General features: G+C 56.6%; 13 protein-coding genes, 2 tRNA genes, 3 rRNA genes and 1 pseudogene. 6 read left to right on the top strand and 13 right to left on the bottom strand.

Annotated elements, in window-relative coordinates; genetic code table 11:
* Nucleotides 1-710, top strand: a pseudogene (gene gyrB, locus ACGFZQ_RS51770) (DNA gyrase subunit B); the annotation flags it as partial.
* A gap of 429 nt (nucleotides 711-1,139) precedes the next feature.
* Here gyrB and ACGFZQ_RS51765 read toward each other — a convergent pair.
* Nucleotides 1,140-3,716: a DNA phosphorothioation-associated putative methyltransferase gene (locus tag ACGFZQ_RS51765; protein ID WP_198113351.1), complete on the bottom strand. Its 2,577-nt coding sequence runs from the start codon at nucleotides 3,714-3,716 to the stop codon at nucleotides 1,140-1,142.
* A 350-nt stretch (nucleotides 3,717-4,066) separates the two neighbouring features.
* Here ACGFZQ_RS51765 and ACGFZQ_RS51760 point away from each other — a divergent pair, with 350 nt between their 5' ends.
* Genes ACGFZQ_RS51760 through ACGFZQ_RS51745 form a run of 4 tightly spaced genes read left to right on the top strand, consistent with a single transcriptional unit; the run spans nucleotide 4,067 to nucleotide 10,928 of the window.
* The gene (locus ACGFZQ_RS51760; RefSeq protein WP_124632233.1) at nucleotides 4,067-4,996 is read left to right on the top strand and encodes a DUF4007 family protein; all 930 of its coding nucleotides are present in this window, start codon (nucleotides 4,067-4,069) and stop codon (nucleotides 4,994-4,996) included.
* Nucleotides 4,983-8,324: an ATP-binding protein gene (locus ACGFZQ_RS51755; RefSeq protein WP_124632232.1), complete on the top strand. Its 3,342-nt coding sequence runs from the start codon at nucleotides 4,983-4,985 to the stop codon at nucleotides 8,322-8,324. Before ACGFZQ_RS51760 ends, ACGFZQ_RS51755 begins: the two co-directional genes overlap by 14 nt.
* Nucleotides 8,324-9,166 (top strand): phosphoadenosine phosphosulfate reductase family protein, encoded by an 843-nt coding sequence (locus ACGFZQ_RS51750; protein ID WP_124632231.1) that lies wholly within the window; start codon nucleotides 8,324-8,326, stop codon nucleotides 9,164-9,166. The genes ACGFZQ_RS51755 and ACGFZQ_RS51750 overlap by 1 nt, the downstream gene beginning before the upstream one ends.
* Before the next feature lie 28 nt (nucleotides 9,167-9,194).
* Nucleotides 9,195-10,928 carry a DUF262 domain-containing protein gene (locus ACGFZQ_RS51745; RefSeq protein WP_393846440.1) on the top strand — a complete coding sequence of 578 codons (1,734 nt, stop codon included), beginning with the start codon at nucleotides 9,195-9,197 and terminating at the stop codon, nucleotides 10,926-10,928.
* A 49-nt stretch (nucleotides 10,929-10,977) separates the two neighbouring features.
* Here the strand turns inward: ACGFZQ_RS51745 and istB are convergent, their stop codons facing one another.
* From istB to ACGFZQ_RS51715, 6 genes are all read right to left on the bottom strand, one after another.
* Nucleotides 10,978-11,775, bottom strand: a complete 798-nt coding sequence (gene istB, locus ACGFZQ_RS51740) for an IS21-like element helper ATPase IstB (RefSeq protein ID WP_060091270.1) — start codon at nucleotides 11,773-11,775, stop codon at nucleotides 10,978-10,980.
* Nucleotides 11,768-13,273, bottom strand: coding sequence for an IS21 family transposase (gene istA / locus ACGFZQ_RS51735; RefSeq protein ID WP_132020947.1), 1,506 nt, complete (start codon nucleotides 13,271-13,273; stop codon nucleotides 11,768-11,770). The genes istB and istA overlap by 8 nt, the downstream gene beginning before the upstream one ends.
* A 726-nt stretch (nucleotides 13,274-13,999) precedes the next feature.
* A complete protein-coding gene (locus tag ACGFZQ_RS51730) occupies nucleotides 14,000-14,902 on the bottom strand; it encodes a plasmid partitioning protein RepB C-terminal domain-containing protein (protein WP_069353979.1) in 903 nt (300 codons plus the stop codon).
* A 52-nt stretch (nucleotides 14,903-14,954) separates the two neighbouring features.
* A complete protein-coding gene (locus ACGFZQ_RS51725) occupies nucleotides 14,955-15,263 on the bottom strand; it encodes a ParB N-terminal domain-containing protein (protein ID WP_375805168.1) in 309 nt (102 codons plus the stop codon).
* Complete coding sequence (locus tag ACGFZQ_RS51720; RefSeq protein ID WP_375805167.1) at nucleotides 15,260-16,777, bottom strand: recombinase family protein; 1,518 nt, start codon at nucleotides 16,775-16,777, stop codon at nucleotides 15,260-15,262. The genes ACGFZQ_RS51725 and ACGFZQ_RS51720 overlap by 4 nt, the downstream gene beginning before the upstream one ends.
* A 214-nt stretch (nucleotides 16,778-16,991) precedes the next feature.
* Nucleotides 16,992-17,306 carry a hypothetical protein gene (locus tag ACGFZQ_RS51715; RefSeq protein WP_232357157.1) on the bottom strand — a complete coding sequence of 105 codons (315 nt, stop codon included), beginning with the start codon at nucleotides 17,304-17,306 and terminating at the stop codon, nucleotides 16,992-16,994.
* Nucleotides 17,307-17,808: 502 nt separating this feature from the next.
* Between ACGFZQ_RS51715 and ACGFZQ_RS51710 the strand changes: the two genes are divergently transcribed.
* Nucleotides 17,809-17,943 (top strand): PAAR domain-containing protein, encoded by a 135-nt coding sequence (locus ACGFZQ_RS51710; RefSeq protein WP_198108122.1) that lies wholly within the window; start codon nucleotides 17,809-17,811, stop codon nucleotides 17,941-17,943.
* Between the two features lie 105 nt (nucleotides 17,944-18,048).
* Here the strand turns inward: ACGFZQ_RS51710 and rrf are convergent.
* The 6 genes from rrf to ACGFZQ_RS51680 form a co-directional block, all read right to left on the bottom strand.
* Nucleotides 18,049-18,161 (bottom strand): 5S ribosomal RNA (gene rrf, locus ACGFZQ_RS51705).
* A gap of 154 nt (nucleotides 18,162-18,315) precedes the next feature.
* Nucleotides 18,316-21,197: ribosomal RNA gene (locus ACGFZQ_RS51700) — 23S ribosomal RNA — on the bottom strand.
* 289 nt (nucleotides 21,198-21,486) lie between these two features.
* Nucleotides 21,487-21,562 (bottom strand) — tRNA-Ala (locus ACGFZQ_RS51695).
* A 38-nt stretch (nucleotides 21,563-21,600) separates the two neighbouring features.
* Nucleotides 21,601-21,677 (bottom strand) — tRNA-Ile (locus ACGFZQ_RS51690).
* 64 nt (nucleotides 21,678-21,741) lie between these two features.
* A 16S ribosomal RNA gene (locus ACGFZQ_RS51685) occupies nucleotides 21,742-23,274 on the bottom strand.
* Together the 16S, 23S and 5S rRNA genes with 2 tRNA genes alongside form the textbook arrangement of a ribosomal RNA operon.
* Nucleotides 23,275-23,841: 567 nt before the next feature.
* The gene (locus ACGFZQ_RS51680; protein ID WP_105815073.1) at nucleotides 23,842-25,110 is read right to left on the bottom strand and encodes an SGNH/GDSL hydrolase family protein; all 1,269 of its coding nucleotides are present in this window, start codon (nucleotides 25,108-25,110) and stop codon (nucleotides 23,842-23,844) included.
* Nucleotides 25,111-25,327 lie beyond the last annotated feature (217 nt).

The following is a 25,327-nucleotide window of genomic DNA, read 5'->3' as shown; positions in this document are numbered from 1 at the left end:
AGCTGGTGCCGGGTGAGAACGCGGCGGCGATTTCCGGCGATGCGCTTGGGGAACTGGCGCGGTCGTATCTGCTGTCGCAGAGCGTGATCGAGCGGTTGAGCCGGTTGTATGACCCGGCCGCGCTGGAAGCGGTCATGGACGGTGTGGTGATCGATCTTTCCAACGAAGAGTCGACCGAGGCTTCGGCTAAGGCGCTGCACGCTGCGTTGCATGATGAAGCGCTGAAGAACGAAGTGCGGGTTGTGCCTTCGTATGATCCGGTTCGGGAACAGCGCGCACTGCATGTCGAGCGGACGCATCACGGCAACGTGCGCGTTTCGGTCATCGACCAGGAATTCCAGCACACGGCGGATTATCAGCAGCTCGTGACCACCGCGAATACGTTCAAAGGGCTCATCGGCGAAGGTGCGGTCATCAAGCGCGGTGAGCGCAGCATGGCCGTGGCGGACTTCAAGAGCGCGATGAAGTGGCTGCTGGCGGATGCCGAACGCAACGTCTCCAAGCAACGCTATAAGGGGCTCGGCGAGATGAACCCCGAGCAGCTGTGGGAAACGACGATGGATCCGGCCGTGCGGCGTCTGCTGCGTGTGCAGATCGAAGACGCGATTGCGGCGGATGGGATCTTTACTACCCTCATGGGGGATGATGTCGAGCCGCGGCGGGCGTTTATCGAGAGCAATGCGTTGCGGGCGGGGAATATTGACGTTTAACTCATGCCGTAGTGTCGAAAGTCACTATTAGTGAAAAACGTCCCACGAATAGTGACAACCGCAGTCGCACTAAGTGAAAATTCTCGGAAGTTGTTTGGCGTGCATCGCACCTCTTTTCAGGCACCAGCCTTCTAGAGGTGCGGCGACCGTCATAGCGTCAGATCCAGGCTCGAAGGTCAAGAAGTTGATCCATCCGCACCGTCATCAGGCATTCCACGTAGCTCCGATGATGGGACAGGAAGATTAATTTTGCCCGGGTACAGGATTGTCCATCTCCTTACGAAGCGCATCCCTACGCCTCACAAACAGAAAGCCGGTCTTGTGCCGGCTTTCTGTTTAGCGGCTCGTGCAATTGATCAAGCTCGCCCCAGGCGTCACAAATTCGTCGGCTCGCCATTCCGACAAAACTGAACATTGTGTTGTCGCGATTTACCTTGGAAGCGCGGAAAAGTCTCGCACAATTCGTGGCCGCACCCTTCCATTACTCCGATCCACGAATACGATCTGCCTCGCCGGTTCGGGGCCGAACGATACGTGTATGGGACGATTTGCCCCGTATATATAGATGCGATCAAACGGCAGGTTGATCGCAATCCACTCGGCAACAGCATACATGTCCTCGTCCTCAATCAGAAAGTCGACAGCGGCACCTGCACGGGCGCATATTAGCTTCCCGAAGCGATCGACTTCGTGGGCAGCATGCTGATCAAGGTCTGGCGCAATACGTCCCACGCCTCGTCGCTTGATTGCACGGGCCAGTTGCGGCGAGCAAAAGCCAAAGGTAAGCCGGATTCGACCAAAATAATCGATAACGGGGTCCAGGATATTTTTCGTCAGCGCTAGCAGTGCGTTGTAGCTTTGCGGAACAAGCGGAACGTTGTCGATCGCGGCGGCTTGAGCGGTCTCACTGCACTGAACTAAATCTCTATACGAGTACCACTTACCGCAAGCATCGTCCAAGTCTGGGATAGTTCTGCAGGGGTTAAGCTCGAATCCTGCTAGCTCGACCCGTTCATTCTGGAGCAACTGTTGAAATTGTGATTTCGTCGGCCCATGGTCGGGCAGCGAAAGGCACAAGGGTAGAAGCTGCTCATCCAAAGTGACCTGCTCCGCGTATCCGGGGAACTCCTCGTTGATAAACTTAGACTTGCCGAGCAAAACCGTGGGTTCGTAGTTTTCCCCGCTCTCGAACACATCAATCTGCTGTGTGCGGAGATGTATCTTGATACGCCGCCGAAGCAGCGGCGTTGGAGATGAGTCAAAGTCGTCAAATTCGAGGATAGTGAGTTTTCCCGATCTGACGTGAACCTTGACAAGATCCGCGCTTCGAACATCTCCATAGATAGTCGCAGCCGCTCCAATGTACACCCGGAGCACCGCGGGAAGTGCATCTACCAGCGACGTATGAATCTGCAATGAATGATTGTCGAGATAATATCCAAACCCGGCTCGAGCAGCCTGCGTGCAGGCTTCAGCAATGATAGAAGGTGAAGCGATAGTTCTGAGAAGTTCAGCACCAGCAGCCTGGGCCGCACCTAAAGATTCGAAGAAACACTTTACGTCCCGCCTCAGAGATGCGTTCAGCATTTTTAGCGCAATGCGTCCGCGGAATACCTGCAGCGCAAAATAGACCCTCAAGTCATCGATTCTTTCGCGTCGAGCCAGTTCGAGCTCCGCCAGATCATTGTTTGCCTCGCATAAACGAACCGCTTTGGCAAGTGACCCGCATGCATCGACAAGGTCGACAAACTCCTCTGCCTCATCAGGCATCGGCGCCCGCCCAAGCTGTAGCAGCTTAGCCCATAAGCGATCAAATTCGCTCTGGTTCGCGCTGTAGAGCGCGACCGACGCCTGAATACGACGCCGGGGAGCAGGCGGATGCATCCGACGGGTTTGCGCGACTCGAAGATAGACCCGCGACGAGCGCTGACGATCCAAGCGAAACCGCTCTTCAAGTTGATCGCTGGCAAACACGAAAGCTATTCCGGGCGCCACCAGCAATGCAGGGCGTTGGAGCACGGATTCGATATACGACTTTAATTCAGCCTGCGAGAAGTATTTCTGAAAGGTTCGGCGTGAAGTGAGATAGCCGTCTCGATACGGTTGCCCTCGATTGCTTGATCCGCTTTCTGTCATCACTGCTACAGACAACGCAACACGAGCGAGTCCATATGCACGACTTAGTGTTCGATCGCGCTCCTCGCGATCTTCGATGACGTTCAGAACAAATCCCAGGCTGACTAGATCGCACCCGACTATGGGAGCCGCTGCAGCAAAATGGGGATCCCATCCGCTTGCGCTGTACCCTTCATTGTTTAGCCCGTCGATGTCGTCGCCCTTCCCACATCCATAGTCGAACAGCGACTTATCTTTTGTTAGCAATCCGAATCTAATTAGCGCCTGTATCGGTGCTGACAACCCTGAACGAGTCAGCGCTGTTCTATATCTCTCAACGGTAGCCGGCCGCGGCCCGACTACGGATTCTGCAAAGTCTTCGCCGACAAAGTTGCCTGAAGGTACGAACACCCCTCCGATCAGCTCATATCCTGCTGCGGCTATTCGCTGAAGCCAATCGTTGCGAAATCCGATCCTAAAATTCTCGTCAAAAAGACCGATTGCCTCTGCATCCGCGGTGATGCGACTCCAGTGGCTACGGCGCGCGTCATCCAGATGGAGAAGAAGTTCCTTCCGGTGCAGAATCGGCGGATTGAGGGAGGAACGAAAATCACGGATGCTGAACTGAGGTTCCGGGTCTAGTTTCACGAGGCAGCTCGACGCTAGACACGGAAACGGCTCGATTTCGAACAAGGGATAGTCTAGGAAGGCAACTTCCCGATCCACAAGAGATAACCTGACCACATTCCATTGCGGCTCGGCTTGAGCGATAACTGCGAGGGCCTCACGGAGGAGCTCGATCGACGGTGAGTCGATGTCTAGCGCGGCATCGCGATGGACGTACAGACTCGAGCCCACTCGCTTGCCTGCAGTGTTGGCACGCCGATTCATCAAACCTCTCCTCAATACAGACTGCAAAGCTGTACGCGGGACCTTCACGGTCACCGGTCACGGGCGGCGACGTCCGCTGACCGCCTAGAGCATGCGTTGACTGTCCGGGTACAGTGGCCATAGTCGCCAGTCGGCGCGAGCAGAATCATTGCCTTCAGGCCATTCTCGGATGCTGTTTTATCACGCGTACCACGCTGCACAAAGATTTCGCGCGAGGCGCACCCCCAATCATAGATTTTGCAAATTGCATACGCCAGACGATAGCCAACCATTCCCGTACACTGGAGGTAGCTGCAAGACTCGTGAGGCGAACTGGTGGCGTCGTCCAGTTCGGGTGATAGAATCGCTCGATGGACACCCTTAAAAACAGCTCCCGGATGCAGTTTTCCGGGCATGAGACCTTCCCCTTGCGACAGCTTTGGCTGCGCAAGGCATACGACGCCGTGTCCGGAGATGACACGCCGGTATCGAAATCGACGTTCGCCGATGAGGACTCAATCGTCCGATTTGGTGTCGGGAAGAACATGGTCACGGCCATCCGATTCTGGGCTACGGCATGCAAGATCATCGAAGAGAAGGAAGGTGGGTTTGGACCCACCGGGCTCGCCAATTTTCTATTTGATCCATCATCAGGCGTCGACCCGTTTTGCGAAAAACCTGCGACGACATGGCTCATGCATTGGTTTCTTGCCTCGACTCCGGAAAAAACCACAACATGGTACGTACTGTTCAATCATGTCGTACAGCAAACATTCGACCGGGAACACGTCGTAAAGCTGATTTCTAACCTTGCTGCGGACCGCGAGTTGAAGGTTTCCGCCGCGACCCTAAAGAGAGATGTCGAATGCTGCGTACGTAGCTATGTCCCGAAGGCGGGTGGCGAATCTCTTGAGGAAATGAGCGAACCTCTTCTCGGTGAACTCGGTTTGATTCAGCAGAATGCAAAGGGTTCTTTTGAGTTTCGTCGCGGCCTGAAGAGGTCGCTTCCCGACGGCGTGTTTGCTTTCGCGTTGCTGGACTATTGGCAGCGACTTGAACACTCGGGTTCAGTGATGGCCTTCGATCGAGTCGCGCACGACTACGGATCGCCTGGGCGAGTGTTCAAGCTGGATGAAAGTTCGGTTGCGGAGAGGCTTACAGCACTAGAGCCGTTGAGCAACGGGCTGATTCAGTGGACCGAGCAAGCCGGGATACGCCAAGTGACGCGATTGGGACGCGCGCTCGAAGATATTGAGGGAACAAAACTGAAGCTATTGAGAGCAGCCTATGCGAAGCGCTAAGCATAACGATATTCCGGAACAGAAATTGTCGGATGCCGTTACTATTTCTCGACAATTTCTTCGTTCGGTCCGCTTGGACACAGACTTCGGGCGAGAGGACGCACTGTCTGGTTACGTCTGCCAAGGTACTGCCAAGGCGTTGCTAGAGAACATGGCTCGTCAACTTGTCGACACAAAGCAACGGGCCTTTACATGGACGGGGCCGTACGGCGGAGGGAAGTCTTCCCTTGCATTGATGTTGTGCTCGCTCGTCGGTCCGAATGCCAAGCTACGCGAAAAGGCACGACAAATTCTGGCGTTGCCGGCCGATAGTGCAGTCGCAAAAGTATTTGCGTCGCGAGGAGACGGCTGGATGGTCTTGCCGGTCGTCGGAAGACGAGCTAGCGTTATTTCGGATCTACGACAGGCTCTTGCACGAGCAAAGGGCGGCGAAGAAGCCGGAAAGCGAAAAGCATCTGATGTCATCGCCGATCTGGTTGAGACTGCTGAGACTCATAAGCAAGGTGTCCTAATCGTCATTGATGAACTCGGGAAGTTTCTCGAAGCTTCCGCTCATGGAGGCGATGACGTCTACTTCTTTCAGGAGCTTGCAGAGGCAGCTAGCCGCACGAGTGGCAAGCTGATTGTGGTCGGCATCCTGCATCAGCCGTTCGATGCGTACGCTGCACGCCTTGGGCGACAAGCGCAAGATGACTGGGCAAAGGTACAAGGGCGGTTCGTTGATATACCTCTCGTTGCAGCTACGGACGAAGTCATTGAGCTCATTGGCAGAGCGATACAGGTGGACGATGAGGCCATCCGTAACAGTGCTTCAGCTTTCGTAGATATCATTGCAACCGCGATCCGGACTAGGCGTCCCGGAGCACCTGCCCGCCTGGCCGAAGGGCTCTTGCGCTGCTGGCCAGTACACCCTGTCACGGCAGCCCTTTTGGGTCCCATTTCAAAGCGTAGGTTTGGTCAAAATGAGCGTAGCACATTCGGGTTTCTTGCCTCGCGCGAGCCGTTGGGCTTTCTCGAATTCCTCGACGGTCAGCCGAATCGCTGGGAGTCGATGTATGGTCCCGCACAATACTGGGACTATCTGCGAGCCAACCTTGAGCCTGCAATCCTCGCGTCACCAGACAGCCACCGATGGGCAGTAGCATGCGATGCCGTTGACCGCGCCGAAGCAGGCGGCAGCCCCGTCCATGTTGATGTTGTAAAAGCCGTCGCGCTCATCGAGATGTTCCGTAATGGCACAGGGCTAGTGCCCGAGGAGTCCGTTCTCGCGGTTTCAATACAGGGCGCAGACCCTCAACAGACTCATGCCGCTTTGCAAGAGCTGGTTCGCCGCAAAATTCTGATCGAACGCAAGCATCTCGGCGCCTATGGTGTATACGCGGGGAGTGATTTCGACATTGACGGTGCGATGAATCTGGCGCGCGCGGAAATCGGTGCGCCGCCGCTTGAGCAAGTTGCCGCATTGAGCGATCTGCAGCCCATCCTCGCCAAACGGCTATATCACGAGACGGGCACAATGCGATGGTTCACCCGACGCATTGTGAGGTTAGCTGATGTAGAGAACGCCGTTGAGCGCATTGGTACTGATAAGGGCGCCGTCGGCTGTTTCTGGCTGTGCCTGCCTGAAACCGGTCAGTCAGAGCGGTCCGCAGATAATCGAGCGCAAAAACTCAGCGGTACCATAAAGAATGGATCCGCAATTCTGGGTGTGCCTGGCAATGCTGAGCGCATAACCGAACTCAGCCTAGAACTAGCGGCCACTGACCGCGTCCTTAACACGCGCCCAGAACTTGAAGGTGACGCTGTCGCCCGACGGGAGCTCATCGGCCGAATGGAGTCGGTAAGAGCTGCGCTAGAAGAGGAACTTGCTGATGCGTTTTCCCTGTCGAAGTGGTACAGACAGGGGGAACTGCAAAACCGCGAGCGCGGCGTGAGCCTGTCGGTAATAGCATCATCGATCGCACAGGATGTCTTTCCAAGGACGCCGCACATTCTGAGCGAATTGATCAATCGCGAGGAGCCATCAAGCAACTCCGTTCGAGCGAGAAAGGACCTGTTGTATCGGATGGTTACCCATGCAGACAGGGAGAACCTCGGCTACGACGGGTATCCAGCGGATGCTGGCCTTTACTATTCCCTCCTCCAAGCGCCAGGGCTGCACGCCCGTCGGGAAGATAGACAGTGGAGTTTCGGGCCGCCGAATGCGAACCGCAGAGGGACTTCGATGGAAGCACTCTGGTGGGCGACGCAGGTCCGGCTGACGGAATCTGGATCGAACCTCACACTCGCCGAGCTTTATGCATTCTGGGCTGCCCCACCCTATGGGCTGCGCGCTGGTGTAATGCCCGTACTGGCACTTGCGCTATTTATGGCCTGCAGGTCATACGTGGCCATGTATGTCGATGGCGTCTTCACTCCTGACCTGTCCGAAGCGGTAATCGATGAGTGGTTGCTCGATCCTCGAAGCATCCGATTTCAATTCGTTGAAGCATCGCAGGATGAAGCGATGATCGTTCAGGCGATCGCCGAAAGTGTCGGTGAAGCATCGGAGGATGACGAAGTAGGTCCTCTGGATGCCGCTCGAGCGCTGGTTGGTATGGTGGTTGATCTTCCGGAGTGGGCGAAGCGAACAACTTCGATATCGTCTACATCGCAGGAAGTTCGCGGCATGCTTCTTCGAGCACATGACCCTCATAAAGTGCTCTTCACCGATCTGCCCAGCTTGCTGCAAGTTTCGGCGCCAGTCGACCTCATTGCGAAGTTGCAGTCGGTCACAGATGAGTTGACGCGTTGCTACGGGGAAATGCTGGCCAGTGTCAGCCAGGCTCTGCTGTCCGCGCTCGACCATGAAGGTCGAACACTGGAGTCACTTCACCTGCGTGCGATTACGGTCAAAGGGATCACTGGCGACTTTCGTCTAGATGCCTTTGCTGGTCGGCTTGAGCAGTTTGACGGTTCACAAGCGGCCGTTGAAGGCCTGATCAGTCTGGCCGTAAGTAAACCCAGTATCAGCTGGGTCGACCGAGACATCGATGCCGCGATCTTGCAGCTGAGTAATTGGGCAATCGAATTTCGTAGGGCAGAGGCAATGGCGACTCTACGGGGCCGGCCATCGACGCGTCGGGTAATCGGCGTAGTGTTTGGAGCCAGTCATGGGAACGACGTGACCGGTACGGTTGACGTGTCCGAATCCGATATTCCGGCAGTAGATGATTTGGTAAAACGGGTTCTCGCAACCGTCTATCAAGAAAAGCCGGAAATCGTTTTGGCCGCGCTTGCTGAGGCTGGTGCGCTGTTGATGAAACAGTCGAAAAAGGAGGCAGCCTGATGGCCGAACGACATGTACTCGGATTGTCTGGCGGGAAGGACAGTGCTGCGCTGGCAATTTTCATGCGGCAACACTTTCCAGAACTCGATATACACTATTTCTTTACCGATACCGGAAAGGAACTTCCGGAAGTCTATGAATTTCTTGGTCGCCTTGAGGGGTTCCTTGGCCGACCGATTGAATATCTAAATCCGAACCGCGGCTTCGACTTCTGGCTTCGACAGTACAATAACTTCCTCCCTTCGCCAAACACGCGTTGGTGTACGCGCCAGCTCAAACTCGAGCCGTTTAAGCGTTGGGTACGGCCGTGGCTCAATGACGGAGACACTGTCATTAGCTATGTAGCGATCCGCGCGGACGAGGATCACCGGGAAGGCATGGTCGCTCAGCACGAAAACATGCACGTTCGCCTGCCGTTTCGCGAACACGGCATCGATAAACCGGGGGTAATCGAAATTCTGGAGGCCTCCGGTCTCGGTTTGCCTGCATACTACGGCTGGCGGTCCCGCAGCGGCTGCACCTTCTGCTTTTTTCAACAAAAAATCGAGTGGGTGCGGCTTAAGCAGGTTCACCCTGATGCGTTCGAGGCGGCGAAGGCTTACGAGAAAACCGCACTAGATCACGGCTCGCCATTTACGTGGTCACAGCGGGAATCTCTGGAAGAGCTTGAGCGACCGGAGCGAATGGCGCAGATTCAGGCAGACTACGACTTGCGCATGCAGCGCGAAATGGCCAGAAGACGGCCGAATCCACTGCGCCAGCAGCTCGAGGGCGCCGTAGATATAGATGACCTTTTTCTAGAAGACGAGGGTGGCGGAGCTTGCTTAGTCTGTCACAAGTAACAAGAACTGATATCGAGGGGGTAGATAGGTGGTCAGTCCAGCTCAAAAAATATTCGAAGCCACGTCAGAAAGTCTTTACGATTTCGTCTCCAAAAACGGGCGAGGCCTGTATATCCCTCCATACCAACGGGACTATGCTTGGGACAGATCAAACGTCGAAAGGCTAATTGATGACACGTTGCAAGGTCTCGATGCGTTACTGAAGCGACCTGACGAATCGATCACATTCATCGGCACGATCATAACGATGAATGATGCCAAGAAGACCACGATCAACCCCTTAGTGAAAAATCAGGTGTATGGTCAGGTAATGACAGTCATCGACGGTCAGCAACGGCTAACCACGTTGCTGATGCTGTGTCTTGCCTTGCTTCTTGAGATTGAAACCCAGTGGAACGAACTCAAAAAGTCAAAGGTCACCGTCAGTGACGAAACTAAGATATGGATTGAGACGCGTGTCAATGATATGCGTGGCCTGCTTTCCCAGATGTTGGCAGAGAAGCAAAACAATGGTGAGGGCGCATTCCGTTTCTTTCCGAAGATGATTCGGGCCTTCATCGATACATGGTCATACGATGCAGACAAGGCGGTCTATGAGTCGCCGATCGCATGGCTGCTCTTCGAGTTTGTTAGCTTCCGCGAGCAAAACGACCCCAACTGGGCGAAGTTCCTGCCACATCTTCAGAAATCAGCGGATAAGTCTGCGGAGAACGGCCGCATACTGAAACTGATGAAAGTGATGCGCGCGAAACTGAAGGCGCTGCCGTCCGACGAGGAGTTTCCGCGGCTGCTCGACATTGTTCGCGACACGGGCAAGCAGGAGACACTGTTCGGCGAGGAGTTTCCGAGAGCTATGCAGGAAGCCCTGGAGGCGATTCTGAGCAGCCAATCTCATGAGCTGATGGTCGACGATGCTGGCGAGCTCGAGCTGGAGGTCGATGATGCCAAAACCAAAAACTGGTGGCAGGCTGCGACCGGACTTGTCTCACTTCTCTTCTTTGCTCGCTTCGCCCTTGAGCGAATCACGCTGGTCGTGGTCACTGCTACCACCGAGGATTTTGCCTTTGATGTGTTCGAGGCGTTAAATACGACCGGGCAACCGCTGACTGCAATTGAGACATTCACGCCGAAAGTTGTGCAATCTGTTGGGCTTGCGAAGTACAACTCATCCGAGGAAAAGAAACAGCTCGACATTGCCTTTTCGTATCTAAAAAGGGCGTCAAAAGCCGAAGAGCGCCAGAAGCGCTCTGCCGACCTTCTGGTCGCTTTCGCTCTTGCCGAAACAGGCGAGAAAAGGTCGAAAAATCTGGCTGAGCAACGTCGCTTCATGCGTGAATCGTTCGATATGTGCAAGACCAGGCCGGACCAGCAACTTTTCATCAGGCATCTCGCAGATCTTTCGCGCTTCTTCGACGCGGTGTGGGTCGACGGAGATTCCAAGCCGGCCTTGGGAGGCGATCCACTTGCCGATCCGGTCGCCCTATGCCTGCGATTCCTCGTTGATATTGGTCATACGATAACTGCGCCATTGTTGGCCCAGTACGCTGCCGAGGTGACGTCTGCGGCCCCTGAAGACCGCGCGACTGCACTATCCGAATTTTCCTGCGTTGTCCGCGCCGTTACAGCATTCACGATCCTATGGCGCGCGTCCCGCACCACAACCGATCGTATAGATTCTGTTTATCGTGATCTGATGAGCAAGGGTGCGAAGGAATTCGGGGTTCCAGAATTGGCAAGAGTGTTGATTTCCACCGAGTCTTAACCCACCGATTTCATCTAAATCTGACCCACCCCGAGACAGCGTAGTACATCTATTCCGGTGTGGATAACTCTTCGTTACCCGCTGGTTTTGCTGCTCTCTTTCTTGTCGTCTTCGCCTTGGCAGAACTGGTCCTGAAGCGCCACGATTCATTGCCCGTTTCAACGATGTGGCAGTGATGGGTGACGCGGTCCAGCAGCGCTGTCGTCATCTTTGCATCCCCGAACACGCTCGCCCACTCGCCGAAGCTGAGATTGGTCGTGATCGCGACGCTCGTGTGCTCGTAAAGCTTTGAGAGCAGATGGAACAGCAATGCACCGCCGGTCTGGCTGAACGGCAGATAGCCCAGCTCATCGAGAATCACCAGATCGACGTACATCAGCTTGTGGGCGATCTGGCCTTGTTTGCCGATGGACTTCTCCTGCTCCAGGGCGTTGGTCAGCTCGACGGTCGAGAAGTAGCGCACACGCTTGCCGTGGCGCTGTACGGCTTCGATTCCGATCGCTGAGGCGAGGTGCGTCTTGCCAGTGCCCGGACCACCGATGAACACGACGTTGTGCGCGCTTTCGAGGAACGACAGCTCGCTCAGTTCGCGCACCAGCGCTTCGTCGACGTGTGCCTGCGCGAAGTCGAAGCCCTTCAGGTCGCGGTGGGCCGGGAAGCGCGCAGCGGTCATTTGATAGGCGATCGAGCGCACCTGCCGTTCGGCGGTTTCAGCCATCAACAGCTGCTTCATGAAGCGCTCCGGCTCGAAGTCAGTGTGGCGCGACTGCGCGAGCAGCTCCGGCCACGTGCTCGCCATGCCGTGCAGTTTAAGACCCTTGAGCTGGGCCGCGATATCGTTAGACATGACGATCCTCCGGTGGGTTGGCACGCAGCGTCTCGTAACGGTTCACGTCGGCCGCGGGCTCTTCCTTGAGCTGGAGTTTCGTCGTGGCGAGGCTGCCATTCGTGACGGGCGCCTTCAGCCGGCTCAGCACGTTCAGGACGTGCTCTGCGCTGGGGCGTCCTGAATCCAGCGCAGCCTGTACGGCGAGCAGCACCGCATCGAGCCCGTGTTCGCGCACCGCAGCGAGCACCTGCGTCATGACGCGATCGCCGCCCGGGTGTTTCAGCAGATGCCGCTGCAGCAGTTGCAGCGGCTGCGGCATCGTGATGAACGGTGCGCCGTTGCGCAGTGCGCCGGGTTTGCGCTCGACCAGCGTGACGTAGTGGCGCCAATCGTAGAAGGTCATGTGCCGCTCGAAGCTGCGTTCGTGGCGTGCGATCTCCTGGGCGTTGGCGACGACGCTGAGATATGCCGGATAGCAGCGCACGCTCACCAACTGGTTCGTGTACTCGGTGGGCACGCTGTAGCGGTTGCGTTGGAAGTGAATCAGGCTGGTCGACGAGACTCGCAGGGTCTGCTCGATGTAGCCGTCGAACGGCCGTGGATTGGGCATCAGCCGGGTACGCTCGTCCTGCAGCACATCCTCGACTGTCAGCTCAGGCCACTGCGGGTGCCGCATGTGCCACGCCTCACGACACTGACCAGCGACCCATTCGTTCAGGATCTCCAGCGTTTCCCAGCGCCGTAGCGCTGCTTCGTGCCAAATCTGACGTCGCCGGTCCTGAACGTTCTTCTCGACGATGCCTTTCTCCCAGCCTGCAGCCCGGTTGCAGAACTCCGGCTCGAACAGGTAGTGACTGCACATCGCTTCGAAGCGCGCGTTGACCGCACGCTCCTTGCCGCGGCCAACCTTGTCCACGGCGGTCTTCATGTTGTCGTAGATGCCGCGCCGCGGCACGCCGCCGAACGCGGCGAATGCGCGGGCGTGCGCATCGAACAGCATCTCGTGACTCTGTGTGGGATAGGCGACGAGCCAGAACGCGCGGCTGGAGTTAAGTTTGACGTGGGCGACCTCCAGGCGTCGCCGTAGCCCGCCAACAAACGCGTATTCGCAGCTCCAGTCAAACTGGAAGGCTTCGCCGGGTTCGAAGGCGAGCGGCACGAAGGCCTTCCTGCGAGGCGCCTCAGCCTGCTCCTCGTGCCAACGCCTCACGAACGCGCTTACGCGGCCGTAGCTGCCGGCGTAACCCTCGGCGCGGATCGCCTCGAACATGAACCGGGCGGTGCGCCGGTCACGCTTCGGGCGATGACTGTCGGCACGCAGCCAACCTGTCAGCTGTGCGGCCCAGTCGTCGATGACGCTCGGGCTGACGCGCTTCGGATACTTCGGCTCGACAGCATCAGTCTGCCGCAGCCAGCGGCGCACCGTGTTTCGGGACAGGCCCGTACGCCGCGCAATCTCGCGCAGTGGGACCTTCTCGCGGAAATACATCCGCCTGATCTTGGCCAATATACCCACCGTGATCACCTTTGTATCCCCTGCTCAAAGATTGAGCAGAGCATTCAATCACGTGGGTCAAAATTCGATGAAAATTTCCAGCTCTAGTGGGTCAGTTCTGCCCGGACATCAACAATAGCGCTACTTCGTGAGGCGCTCGGTCTACTTGCCGGCAGTAGTTAGAAGAGGGCATTCATTCCGATCCATGACAGGCACATATGAGCAGCCTCGCCGATACATGGCCGACTGAGAAATCGTGATGCTCTGCAGCTATCGCCGGGTTTTGTACACGCGCTTAAACACGACGCGGTCGCCGAACATCTTTTGTATGAGCAGGCTAAGCCCAACAAACACCACTGCACCTGTAACCCAGCCACCTACTGACATGGACTCGGGCAGGTGGCGATGCGCTTGATAGCCCGCGAACGCGGCAGCAAGTAGCGCCGCGCCGAAAAGTCCTCTTGCGGGCCCATACTCAACTTCAGCCTGACACCCGGTGCAAACCGTCGCGCCGCGCGGAACCCCAGTGCGGCAGTGAGTACAAGTCATATTGCTCATTATTTTCACGATCTAGGCTATGGAACCACTCGACTGCAACACGCAGTGAGCCCCTTTAAGCGCATAACGACATAAAGGTAAAATTCTTTAGACGAATTCGCAACGTCTCAACATACGAATTTTGGATCACGCAATTTTCGTGATCAGCAGACCGATTTTTGAAACGATACTCCGCCAAACTATCTGAGCTCAGGCAGTGGGATCGAGGGCCGGCTGCTCTAAGGCGATCGTATCGACGACGGACTGCAGTTCGCATAGCAAATCCGCTTGTTGGGCTTGCAGGTACTGGCGCACGGATTCGTTCTCAAGCAGCCTCGCGAGATAGCCCTTTGCGAGCACGAGGTTGAGCACGTCCTGTCCATAAGTCTGCTCGACCACCTTGTACTGCCCCTGCAGATTGCTCATCTCCCGCTCCATCTTCGCCATTTGCTCGGGGCTCACGCCGGCAAGCTTCCTCGGTTTCTTCCCTTCGACCAGCCGCGAAGCCGGCGTCGCAACGAGCAACGCTTCAGCGTACGAGACGGACAGGTTGTTTGCTGCCACCATGAGCTCAACACATTCGACTTGCCGCGTCGGCTTCATCTTCCGGAGCGCTCGCGCGAGCTCCGGCGAAAACTGCCGGTCCTTCAGGAGCTCGGTCGCTTCAGCGCAAATCCCATCCAGCAATGCCATCCTCTTGATGATCTGAGACACATCTACCGACAGCGCCTTCGCCAACCGCTCCGGGGACACACCTCGTTCAACCGCCCGACGAATCATGAAGTGCTCCTGGATGGTCGATAGTCGATTGACGCGGTTGTTGTACGTGTAGCTCTCGTCGTCAGTTGCAACTAGACAGGACACGGTGTTGAACTGGAGCTCCTGCAACGCGATCAATCGCAGATGCCCATCGAGCAGGACGTGGTTGCCCGATGCCTGGTCGACCGGCGTAACGGAAAGCGGCTCGATCAAGCCCACCTCTTCGATGGAGCTTCTGATTTGCTTGAACTTTCGCGAGTTCATCATGCCGGCAGGCGTGCGTCGCGATGGCAAGATGCTCGCGATTGGAACGGAAAGTGGTTCGGGAATGAACCCAAGTGCTACGCCGGTCATGCTGGACTCCCGCTCGGCCATACACGTTCTGCCAGATACTTCGGCAAAGTCGCTAGCTCCTCTCCGTCAGGCTCATGATGAACGCGTCTTCGTCGCTCACGCTCACCACAAGGGCTGGTATCGTCGTTTCGCCGAGTGATCGGAACGCCTTCAGTCGTCCCTCCCCACACACGAGAAGGTACTTCTCCACGCCACTGGCCGTTGCCCGCGGCGTGACCAGAATCGGCTTCTTCAGGCCGATCGTCTTGATGTTGCTGACGATTTCGTCGAAAACTCGACCATTACGCTCGCGAGGATTGATCACCTCAATCTGGCTGATCGGGATCATCCGAACCTCACCGGGCTGTTCACGCTGAGTCATGCTCGTCTCCTCAGTCGAGCACGCTGTGCCATGCCGTATAAGTAGTCCAGCGTGTCAAAGCGATAGCTCTCGAACTCGATCGGATTCCAGTCCGCAAGGCTGATGCGAGGCTGCCAAAAGTCGATGTGCGGCAGCAGGTAGTAGTCGAGCGCAGTCGAGTTGCTCTGGTCCAGCCTGACTGCGACGGTGATATCCGGCAGCAGGCTCGTGTCGAACCGCACCTTCCAGCGGTTACGGCCGCTGCTGCGCACCTGACACCGTGACAGCACGATGCAGGCAGTGAATTCCCTATTCACGGTCAACAGGTCCGTCGCCGGATCACGCGACACGGATCCGCCGAGATCCGCAATCTTCTTTTCCGTCTCGGCAACGATCTCTGGGTGCAGTTGCCGAATGAAGCGGTTCGTCTCGATATAACGATAGTCACGGCCGGGCGTGAAGCCAACCGTCTGGTACGCACGAATCAAGCTACCGAAGCGATACACGTAGACCGAGGTGGACGGCATACCCTCCGTTTCGTCGATCACGACGCCGGATAGAAAGCCTCGGCTTCGATACAGGTTTCGCAGACGCTCGATAAGCTCCTCACTCGAGTAGCGCCGGGCCCGCGCCCGCATGATGCCCTGCGCTGTATAGAACGTTTCGCTCGGCACGAGGGGTTCGAACGCACCCTCCTTGCGTATCCACATCTCCGACGGATTCGTGACACGAGATTTCTTCAGCTTGAACGACACACGGTTGTAGACGTTGTTGCCGATGTACTTTTCGTTGGTCAGCACCTCCCGAATCGTTGCCCGAGTCCAGGGTCGCCCAAGGTCCGTCTGAACGTTCATGCCGTTCAGGCGTGCGGCGATCTCGTGCTCATTGAGTGACTCATTGATGAACCAGCTGTAGATCAGGTTGACGATACGCACCTCGCTATCCGGGCCTGGCATCAGAATGACGCGGTCCGTCTGCAGGCACTTGTGCTGGCCGCGTTGCAATTCCCCCTTCATGAGGCCATGTTCGTCCACGAGGATCCGGCGTAACGCATAGCCTGCAGGTCCGCCTTGCCGGAAACCGAGCTCGATCAACCGACACTGGCCAGCGAAGACCTTCGCTGACAACTCGCGGCTGTACTCACCGGCCATCGCACGCTTCACACCTTTGACGATCGTCGAAACTGGCGAGCCGTCGTTCTCGAACTGTTCAGCGCAATAGGCGACCTGGATGCCTGCACGCCGGCAGATGTACTCGTAATAGGCACTTTCGTCTGCATCCTGGAATCGTCCCCAGCGGCTTACGTCGTAGACGAGGATGACCTGGAAATCGGCCATGCCGGTTTCCACGTCCCGGATCAGTTGCTGCAGCGCCTGGCGCCCATCGATACGCAAACCGCTTTTACCTTCGTCGGCGTAGGTCCGCACGATCTCAAGATCGCGACGAGCAGCGTAGTCGCGAATGCGATCACGTTGATTCTCCGTCGAGTATTGCTGGTGCTCCGTCGACATCCGAACGTATTCAGCAGCCCGCATCCTGCAGGCCTGCTCGTCAACGGATTCGCATGTGCAATCGAGGTCCACGATCCAGCTCCGACTGGCAACCGCCCCTCGCTGCGCCATCCCCGGCATCGATTAGGGGATTTGTATCGGTGAACGCGTCGCGCCTTGCAATGACGTCGAATGCGAGCGAGTACACAGCCAAGGTAGCAGGCCATAGACTCTTTTCGTACACGTCATCTCTTTGCAATCACGCCGGAACCGGCCTTGGCTCAGATAGCACGGCGATGTGCACCGTCCACGCGTTCATCTTTGCAACGCCTGCCTCAACCGCGTTGCGCAGGATGTAGAACCCAGATGCCAACGGGCGACAGGCCGGCCACACGTCCATGTTTGCAATGGCACCAGCAGTCCGCCGTGCATTTCGTCGTCGCTGCATCGCGCAATTGCGATCGCGATAGGCCGGGTGCGTCTCGCGGTAGTGCCGCCAGTAGTCAGGATGTCGGGCCCGCCAGCTGGCCTGGGCGCGGATCTGGTTCTCGCGATAGTCGGGATCGACTCGCATGCGCTGGTGCTGCCATGCACGCCGGCGAGCACGCTGGCATGCCTTGGCCGAGCAAAAGCGTTGATGAGGGATGTGTGAGAGCGGAGTGAAGGGTGTGCCGCAGGCGGCACAGATCCGATCCGATTTCATGGCCGTACTCCACAGAGGATTCACAATGGGGTCGGCCGTGTTCGGGGCCAGGGTCAGTTGAAGCCAGCTCGCGGGACGCGGCGTCCCACCCTCGCAGATTTTCCGCCGCTCGCGATGCTCGTGCGATTCACGCCTATCAGTTCCACTCTCAGTTCGCGCGGCGCAGAGCCTTGTGCCGCGAGCCTCTGCGGTCCACCCGCAAAAATTTTCACGTTTTGTGGCGTGACTGCCGAGTTTTTTCACTATTCGCGTCAAAAAGCTCGAAACGCCGTGACAGAGTTAGTGAAAAACTCCAATAAATTCAATGGGGCGACTTTTCAACATTTACGACACCCGACACGTAGATAGCACAACCTGAAAGCAGACCCATAAGTTGAAAGCTTACCCGATCGTTCAGGGCTCCAGCCAGTACACTATTGAAGGCCGCGCCGTTGCGCTGGACGGGATGAAGACTGCATGTGGCGCATCGCTGATCGCCAGCCAACAAGAATTCTTGGCAAGCGAGTGATGCTCTCTGATTTCAAATGAATCGGGCCTTGCCCGCTTCACACGCATTTCCGTCGCTGAAATGCAAAAACCCCCGCCTTTCGGGCGGGGGTTTCTGGCTTAGGGAGCCTGACGATTACCTACTTTCACACGGGAATCCGCACTATCATCGGCGTAGAGTCGTTTCACGGTCCTGTTCGGGATGGGAAGGGGTGGGACCGACTCGCTATGGTCATCAGGCAAAGAGGGTTGTTGCGCTGGCTTCGCAGCACAACCAATCCTGGAAGAAGCAGTAATCTTGAGTTGTGTGTATCACACACGAGAATCCAACTTGTCGCTTTGGATCGCGGCCGGTGCTGTCGCACGGCGCAGATCTACAAGGCAGACTTGTTATAGGATCAAGCCTTACGGGCAATTAGTATCAGTTAGCTGAACGCATTACTGCGCTTACACACCTGACCTATCAACGTCCTGGTCTCGAACGACCCTTCAAGGGGATCTAGTCCCCAGGGATATCTCATCTTAAGGCGAGTTTCCCGCTTAGATGCTTTCAGCGGTTATCTCTTCCGAACATAGCTACCCGGCGATGCCACTGGCGTGACAACCGGTACACCAGAGGTTCGTCCACTCCGGTCCTCTCGTACTAGGAGCAGCCCCCTTCAAATATCCAACGCCCACGGCAGATAGGGACCAAACTGTCTCACGACGTTTTAAACCCAGCTCACGTACCTCTTTAAATGGCGAACAGCCATACCCTTGGGACCGGCTACAGCCCCAGGATGAGATGAGCCGACATCGAGGTGCCAAACACCGCCGTCGATATGAACTCTTGGGCGGTATCAGCCTGTTATCCCCAGAGTACCTTTTATCCGTTGAGCGATGGCCCTTCCATACAGAACCACCGGATCACTATGACCTGCTTTCGCACCTGCTCGACTTGTCGGTCTCGCAGTTAAGCACGCTTATGCCATTGCACTATCAGCACGATTTCCGACCGTACCTAGCGTACCTTCGTACTCCTCCGTTACGCTTTGGGAGGAGACCGCCCCAGTCAAACTGCCTACCATGCACTGTCCCCGACCCGGATCACGGGCCAAGGTTAGAACCTCAAACAAACCAGGGTGGTATTTCAAGGACGGCTCCACCGAAACTAGCGTTCCGGTTTCATAGCCTCCCACCTATCCTACACAGATCGGTTCAAAGTCCAATGCAAAGCTACAGTAAAGGTTCATGGGGTCTTTCCGTCTAGCCGCGGGTAGATTGCATCATCACAAACACTTCAACTTCGCTGAGTCTCGGGAGGAGACAGTGTGGCCATCGTTACGCCATTCGTGCAGGTCGGAACTTACCCGACAAGGAATTTCGCTACCTTAGGACCGTTATAGTTACGGCCGCCGTTTACCGGGACTTCAATCAAGAGCTTGCACCCCATCATTTAATCTTCCGGCACCGGGCAGGCGTCACACCCTATACGTCCACTTTCGTGTTTGCAGAGTGCTGTGTTTTTATTAAACAGTCGCAGCCACCAGTTTATTGCAACCCCTTCACCCTTCTGGCGCAAGCCAGTCAAGCTACAAGGGCGTACCTTATCCCGAAGTTACGGTACCAATTTGCCGAGTTCCTTCTCCCGAGTTCTCTCAAGCGCCTTAGAATACTCATCTCGCCCACCTGTGTCGGTTTGCGGTACGGTCATCGTTAGACTGAAGCTTAGAGGCTTTTCTTGGAACCACTTCCAATTGCTTCGCTCCCTAAGGAGCTCGCGCCACACCCTTGAATTCCGCACCCGGATTTGCCTAAGTGCCTTCTCCAATGCAGCGACCGGGACTTCCAACACCCGGACAACCTTCCGCGATCCGTCCCCCCATCGCATCTAACAATGGTGCAGGAATATTGACCTGCTTCCCATCAGCTACGCATTTCTGCCTCGCCTTAGGGGCCGACTCACCCTACGCCGATGAACGTTGCGTAGGAAACCTTGGGCTTACGGCGAGGGGGCCTTTCACCCCCTTTATCGCTACTCATGTCAGCATTCGCACTTCCGATACCTCCAGCACCCTTTACAAGGCACCTTCGCAGGCTTACGGAACGCTCTCCTACCATGCGAGCAAAGCTCGCATCCGCAGCTTCGGTATATAGCTTAGCCCCGTTACATCTTCCGCGCAGGACGACTCGATCAGTGAGCTATTACGCTTTCTTTAAAGGGTGGCTGCTTCTAAGCCAACCTCCTGACTGTTTTAGCCTTCCCACTTCGTTTCCCACTTAGCTATATTTGGGGACCTTAGCTGGCGGTCTGGGTTGTTTCCCTCTTGACACCGGACGTTAGCACCCGATGTCTGTCTCCCGTGATTGCACTCTTCGGTATTCGGAGTTTGCTATGGCGGGGTAATCTGCAATAGACCCCCCAACCATGACAGTGCTCTACCCCCGAAGGTGAGACACGAGGCACTACCTAAATAGTTTTCGGAGAGAACCAGCTATTTCCAGGTTTGTTTAGCCTTTCACCCCTATCCACAGCTCATCCCCTAACTTTTCAACGTTAGTGGGTTCGGACCTCCAGTACGTGTTACCGCACCTTCATCCTGGCCATGGATAGATCACCTGGTTTCGGGTCTACGCCCAGCAACTGAACGCCCTATTCGGACTCGCTTTCGCTACGCCTGCCCTATACGGTTAAGCTTGCTACTGAACGTAAGTCGCTGACCCATTATACAAAAGGTACGCCGTCACCCCTTACGAGGCTCCGACTGTTTGTATGCATGCGGTTTCAGGATCTATTTCACTCCCCTCCCGGGGTTCTTTTCGCCTTTCCCTCACGGTACTGGTTCACTATCGGTCGATCACGAGTATTTAGCCTTGGAGGATGGTCCCCCCATCTTCAGACAGGATTTCACGTGTCCCGCCCTACTTGTCGCACACCTAGTTCTTTCATACTGTTTTCGCCTACAGGGCTATCACCTGCTATGGCCGCACTTTCCAGAGCGTTCGGCTAACAATACAAATAAAGAGTGCAAGGCTCATCCCATTTCGCTCGCCACTACTTTGGGAATCTCGGTTGATTTCTTTTCCTGCGGTTACTTAGATGTTTCAGTTCACCGCGTTCGCTTCACATGGCCTATGTATTCAGCCATGGATACTCCAAAAGGAGTGGGTTTCCCCATTCGGACATCTACGGATCAAAGCTTGTTTGCCAGCTCCCCGTAGCTTTTCGCAGGCTACCGCGTCCTTCATCGCCTGTGATCGCCAAGGCATCCACCACATGCACTTGTTCGCTTGACCCTATAACGAGTCTGTCTCATGACAGTCGCTACAGGTTAAGTTCTCGCGTTGTGCCGTATTCCAATTGAGTCAAACATAGAGTTCGAATCATCTTGAGATACATCGATACAATCACAACCCGGATAACTTTCACGTCCATCTCGAGACGCTTCCGCTATCCAAATTACTTACTTCTTCCAGATTGTTAAAGAACGACAGCCGATACGTACTACGTATCACTCTGACTGGCTCAATCGCCAATGCAAAATTCTCGGTTCAGTGTCTGAACCAAGCCCTTAGCGTTGGTGATTGGTGGAGGCAGACGGGATCGAACCGACGACCCCCTGCTTGCAAAGCAGGTGCTCTCCCAGCTGAGCTATGCCCCCATGAGTACAGATAACCTCAGGTACCTACCGCCAGACAATGGTGGGTCTGGTTGGATTCGAACCAACGACCCCCGCCTTATCAAGACGGTGCTCTAACCGACTGAGCTACAGACCCCTGAGTCTGTCTTTAAATTTACAGCCGATAAGCGTGAGCGCTCAACTTTGCGAGATAGCTCTGGAAAGGAGGTGATCCAGCCGCACCTTCCGATACGGCTACCTTGTTACGACTTCACCCCAGTCATGAATCCTACCGTGGTGACCGTCCTCCTTGCGGTTAGACTAGCCACTTCTGGTAAAACCCACTCCCATGGTGTGACGGGCGGTGTGTACAAGACCCGGGAACGTATTCACCGCGGCATGCTGATCCGCGATTACTAGCGATTCCAGCTTCATGCACTCGAGTTGCAGAGTGCAATCCGGACTACGATCGGTTTTCTGGGATTAGCTCCCCCTCGCGGGTTGGCAACCCTCTGTTCCGACCATTGTATGACGTGTGAAGCCCTACCCATAAGGGCCATGAGGACTTGACGTCATCCCCACCTTCCTCCGGTTTGTCACCGGCAGTCTCCTTAGAGTGCTCTTGCGTAGCAACTAAGGACAAGGGTTGCGCTCGTTGCGGGACTTAACCCAACATCTCACGACACGAGCTGACGACAGCCATGCAGCACCTGTGCGCCGGTTCTCTTTCGAGCACTCCCACCTCTCAGCGGGATTCCGACCATGTCAAGGGTAGGTAAGGTTTTTCGCGTTGCATCGAATTAATCCACATCATCCACCGCTTGTGCGGGTCCCCGTCAATTCCTTTGAGTTTTAATCTTGCGACCGTACTCCCCAGGCGGTCAACTTCACGCGTTAGCTACGTTACTAAGGAAATGAATCCCCAACAACTAGTTGACATCGTTTAGGGCGTGGACTACCAGGGTATCTAATCCTGTTTGCTCCCCACGCTTTCGTGCATGAGCGTCAGTATTGGCCCAGGGGGCTGCCTTCGCCATCGGTATTCCTCCACATCTCTACGCATTTCACTGCTACACGTGGAATTCTACCCCCCTCTGCCATACTCTAGCCTGCCAGTCACCAATGCAGTTCCCAGGTTGAGCCCGGGGATTTCACATCGGTCTTAGCAAACCGCCTGCGCACGCTTTACGCCCAGTAATTCCGATTAACGCTCGCACCCTACGTATTACCGCGGCTGCTGGCACGTAGTTAGCCGGTGCTTATTCTTCCGGTACCGTCATCCCCCGACTGTATTAGAGCCAAGGATTTCTTTCCGGACAAAAGTGCTTTACAACCCGAAGGCCTTCTTCACACACGCGGCATTGCTGGATCAGGCTTTCGCCCATTGTCCAAAATTCCCCACTGCTGCCTCCCGTAGGAGTCTGGGCCGTGTCTCAGTCCCAGTGTGGCTGGTCGTCCTCTCAGACCAGCTACTGATCGTCGCCTTGGTAGGCCTTTACCCCACCAACTAGCTAATCAGCCATCGGCCAACCCTATAGCGCGAGGCCCGAAGGTCCCCCGCTTTCATCCGTAGATCGTATGCGGTATTAATCCGGCTTTCGCCGGGCTATCCCCCACTACAGGACATGTTCCGATGTATTACTCACCCGTTCGCCACTCGCCACCAGGTGCAAGCACCCGTGCTGCCGTTCGACTTGCATGTGTAAGGCATGCCGCCAGCGTTCAATCTGAGCCAGGATCAAACTCTTCAGTTTAAACCTGTTACTGTTTTCGGTTCAGTTAAGAACCGGTCGCTCACTCAAAGCTGACAGGAATATGAATCACTTCATAAACCTGACTTACTTTAGTGTGAGACTCTTGATACTTTCGCTATCTGATCCGAGGATCAGCTCGCTGCCATCAAGCGCCCACACTTATCGGCTGTTAATTTTTAAAGAGCATTCTGCGAGGAACTTCGTGTTTCCCGGCAGCGCTGCGTTTTCAGCAGCAGAGAAGCGAGATTATCAACCGTGTTTCGCAGTTCGTCAACAACTTTTTACACTACATCGTTGCGACTGCGGGGCTCAACTTCCAGGCCGGCTGCGCGCTTCAGACTCCAGCACACCGCCCACCCTGCTTCCCTTCTCCCGCGCCGCGTTTCCGTTAGCGCGAAAGAGGCGTGATTCTAAGCACCCACCCCCAACTCCGCAAGCCCCTTTGTGAAAATATTTTGAAAAAGCCCCCGTGCGCTGACGCGCACGGGGGCTTGGGGCTCGACGGGCCAAATGGCGCCGCTCACCTGCGCGTTGCCGGCAACACTTCCCTCTATATATAGCGGTGCGTCACTTGCCGCCCACCGCAGCCTGCAGCTGCTCGACCGGCACCGCGTCGGCCATCGCCGTGTAGCCGGCGTCGCTCGGATGAATGCCGTCCCCGCTATCGTATCGACGCTGCAGCACGCTCGGGCGCGCCGCATCGCGCAGCACAGCATCGAAGTCGACCACACCGTCGAACCCGCCACCGCTTCGGATCCATCGGTTCACCTCAAGGCGGATCGCCTCACGCCCCGCCGGCAGCCCAGCCGGCGTCAACGTCGCGCCGAAGACCTTCACGCCCTGCCGGTGCGCCGCTTCGATCAGCCGGCGATAGCCGTCGATCAAGGATGCAGCCGTGACCTGCGTATGCGGGTGGTCGCAATCGAGCCCCGCGCGCGGCGGCATCGCCGCGAAATTGATGTCGTTGATCCCGATCAGCACGATCGCCGCCTTCACCCCCGCACGCGACAGCGCATCGCGCTCGAACCGCGAGGCCATCGACGTGCCGTAGCACGCCGAATCGCTGAGCAGCCGGTTCCCGCTGATCCCAAGATTCGCGACGCCGATCGACTCCGCCCCAGAGGCGGTCAGTCGACGCGCCAGTGCGTCCGGCCAGCGGCGGTTCCGGTTCACGCTCGAGCGCAGCCCGTCGGTAATCGAATCGCCGATCGCCGCTACGCTCGCGCGCGCCGAACCAGCCTCGACCGCGAGCTCGCTCACCCATGCATATTGAGTAAAGCGAGTGCGGAACAGCGCGGCGCCCGGATCACTCACGTGATCACCGGGTGCAGACACGTAATTGAACTGGTTCGACACGCGGTGCCAGACCGTCATCCGCTGGTTTGCCCCCATTTGGAGGCTGATCGCATAGGGTCGCCCGGCCGCCACGTCGATCGCCACCGGATCGCTTTCGAGCTCCTGGCCCGGCGCAAGCGTCACCGACGCCTTGCCGCCGAACCGGACCGGCACCGCCGCGCCGGCAAGCGCCGCTCCTTCTCCTGCGCGCGCGAGGCTCGCCGCCTCCACGACCAGCGGCGCACGGGAGTAGGCATTGCTGATGCGGATCCGCGCAGCACGCCCCGACACCGTCGGGTAGACGATCTGGCGCACGGCCCGTCCAGCCACGTCGGGCGCGCGATAGAGCGGCGGCGGTGCGGCAAGGTCGGGAATAGGCTGCAGCGCGGTCGCCCACGCCGCCACCCATCCGGCCGGCGCGGCCGAAGCCGACGCCACGGGCGGCGAGACAAAGACGGCCGCACCCAGCACGACTGCGGCGATACTGCTTCGAAATGACATCGGCAAAATCCTCGTCGGAAAGCGGGCATTGTGCCGCAGAAGACGCGAACCCCACGCGCCGGACCACCATCACCCCCTCCGATCGCGCCCCGACTTCGCTCGTTTACCCGAGTCTCGCCGCAAATCCACAACAAATTTATTAACCGACCGGTCGGTTGGTTTATACTTCGCACACATTCAACCGGACGAGAGCCTCGCCATGTACACGCAATCCCTC

The organism is Streptomyces sp. NPDC048254 (assembly GCF_043201895.1).
Classification (GTDB): domain Bacteria; phylum Actinomycetota; class Actinomycetes; order Streptomycetales; family Streptomycetaceae; genus Streptomyces.
The sequence above is the reverse complement of the archived record's forward strand: the minus strand, read 5'-3'. Positions and strand labels throughout refer to the sequence as shown.

Coding starts and splice junctions, on each gene's coding strand:
- ACGFZQ_RS51730 (WP_069353979.1), bottom strand. CDS start 14,902: ATGACCGGCGTAGCACTTGGGTTCATTCCCGAACCACTTTCCGTTCCA.
- ACGFZQ_RS51750 (WP_124632231.1), top strand. CDS start 8,324: ATGGCCGAACGACATGTACTCGGATTGTCTGGCGGGAAGGACAGTGCT.
- ACGFZQ_RS51715 (WP_232357157.1), bottom strand. CDS start 17,306: ATGCGAGTCGATCCCGACTATCGCGAGAACCAGATCCGCGCCCAGGCC.
- ACGFZQ_RS51765 (WP_198113351.1), bottom strand. CDS start 3,716: ATGAATCGGCGTGCCAACACTGCAGGCAAGCGAGTGGGCTCGAGTCTG.
- ACGFZQ_RS51755 (WP_124632232.1), top strand. CDS start 4,983: ATGCGAAGCGCTAAGCATAACGATATTCCGGAACAGAAATTGTCGGAT.
- ACGFZQ_RS51725 (WP_375805168.1), bottom strand. CDS start 15,263: ATGACTCAGCGTGAACAGCCCGGTGAGGTTCGGATGATCCCGATCAGC.
- ACGFZQ_RS51720 (WP_375805167.1), bottom strand. CDS start 16,777: ATGCGGGCTGCTGAATACGTTCGGATGTCGACGGAGCACCAGCAATAC.
- istB (WP_060091270.1), bottom strand. CDS start 11,775: ATGTCTAACGATATCGCGGCCCAGCTCAAGGGTCTTAAACTGCACGGC.
- ACGFZQ_RS51680 (WP_105815073.1), bottom strand. CDS start 25,110: ATGTCATTTCGAAGCAGTATCGCCGCAGTCGTGCTGGGTGCGGCCGTC.
- ACGFZQ_RS51760 (WP_124632233.1), top strand. CDS start 4,067: ATGGACACCCTTAAAAACAGCTCCCGGATGCAGTTTTCCGGGCATGAG.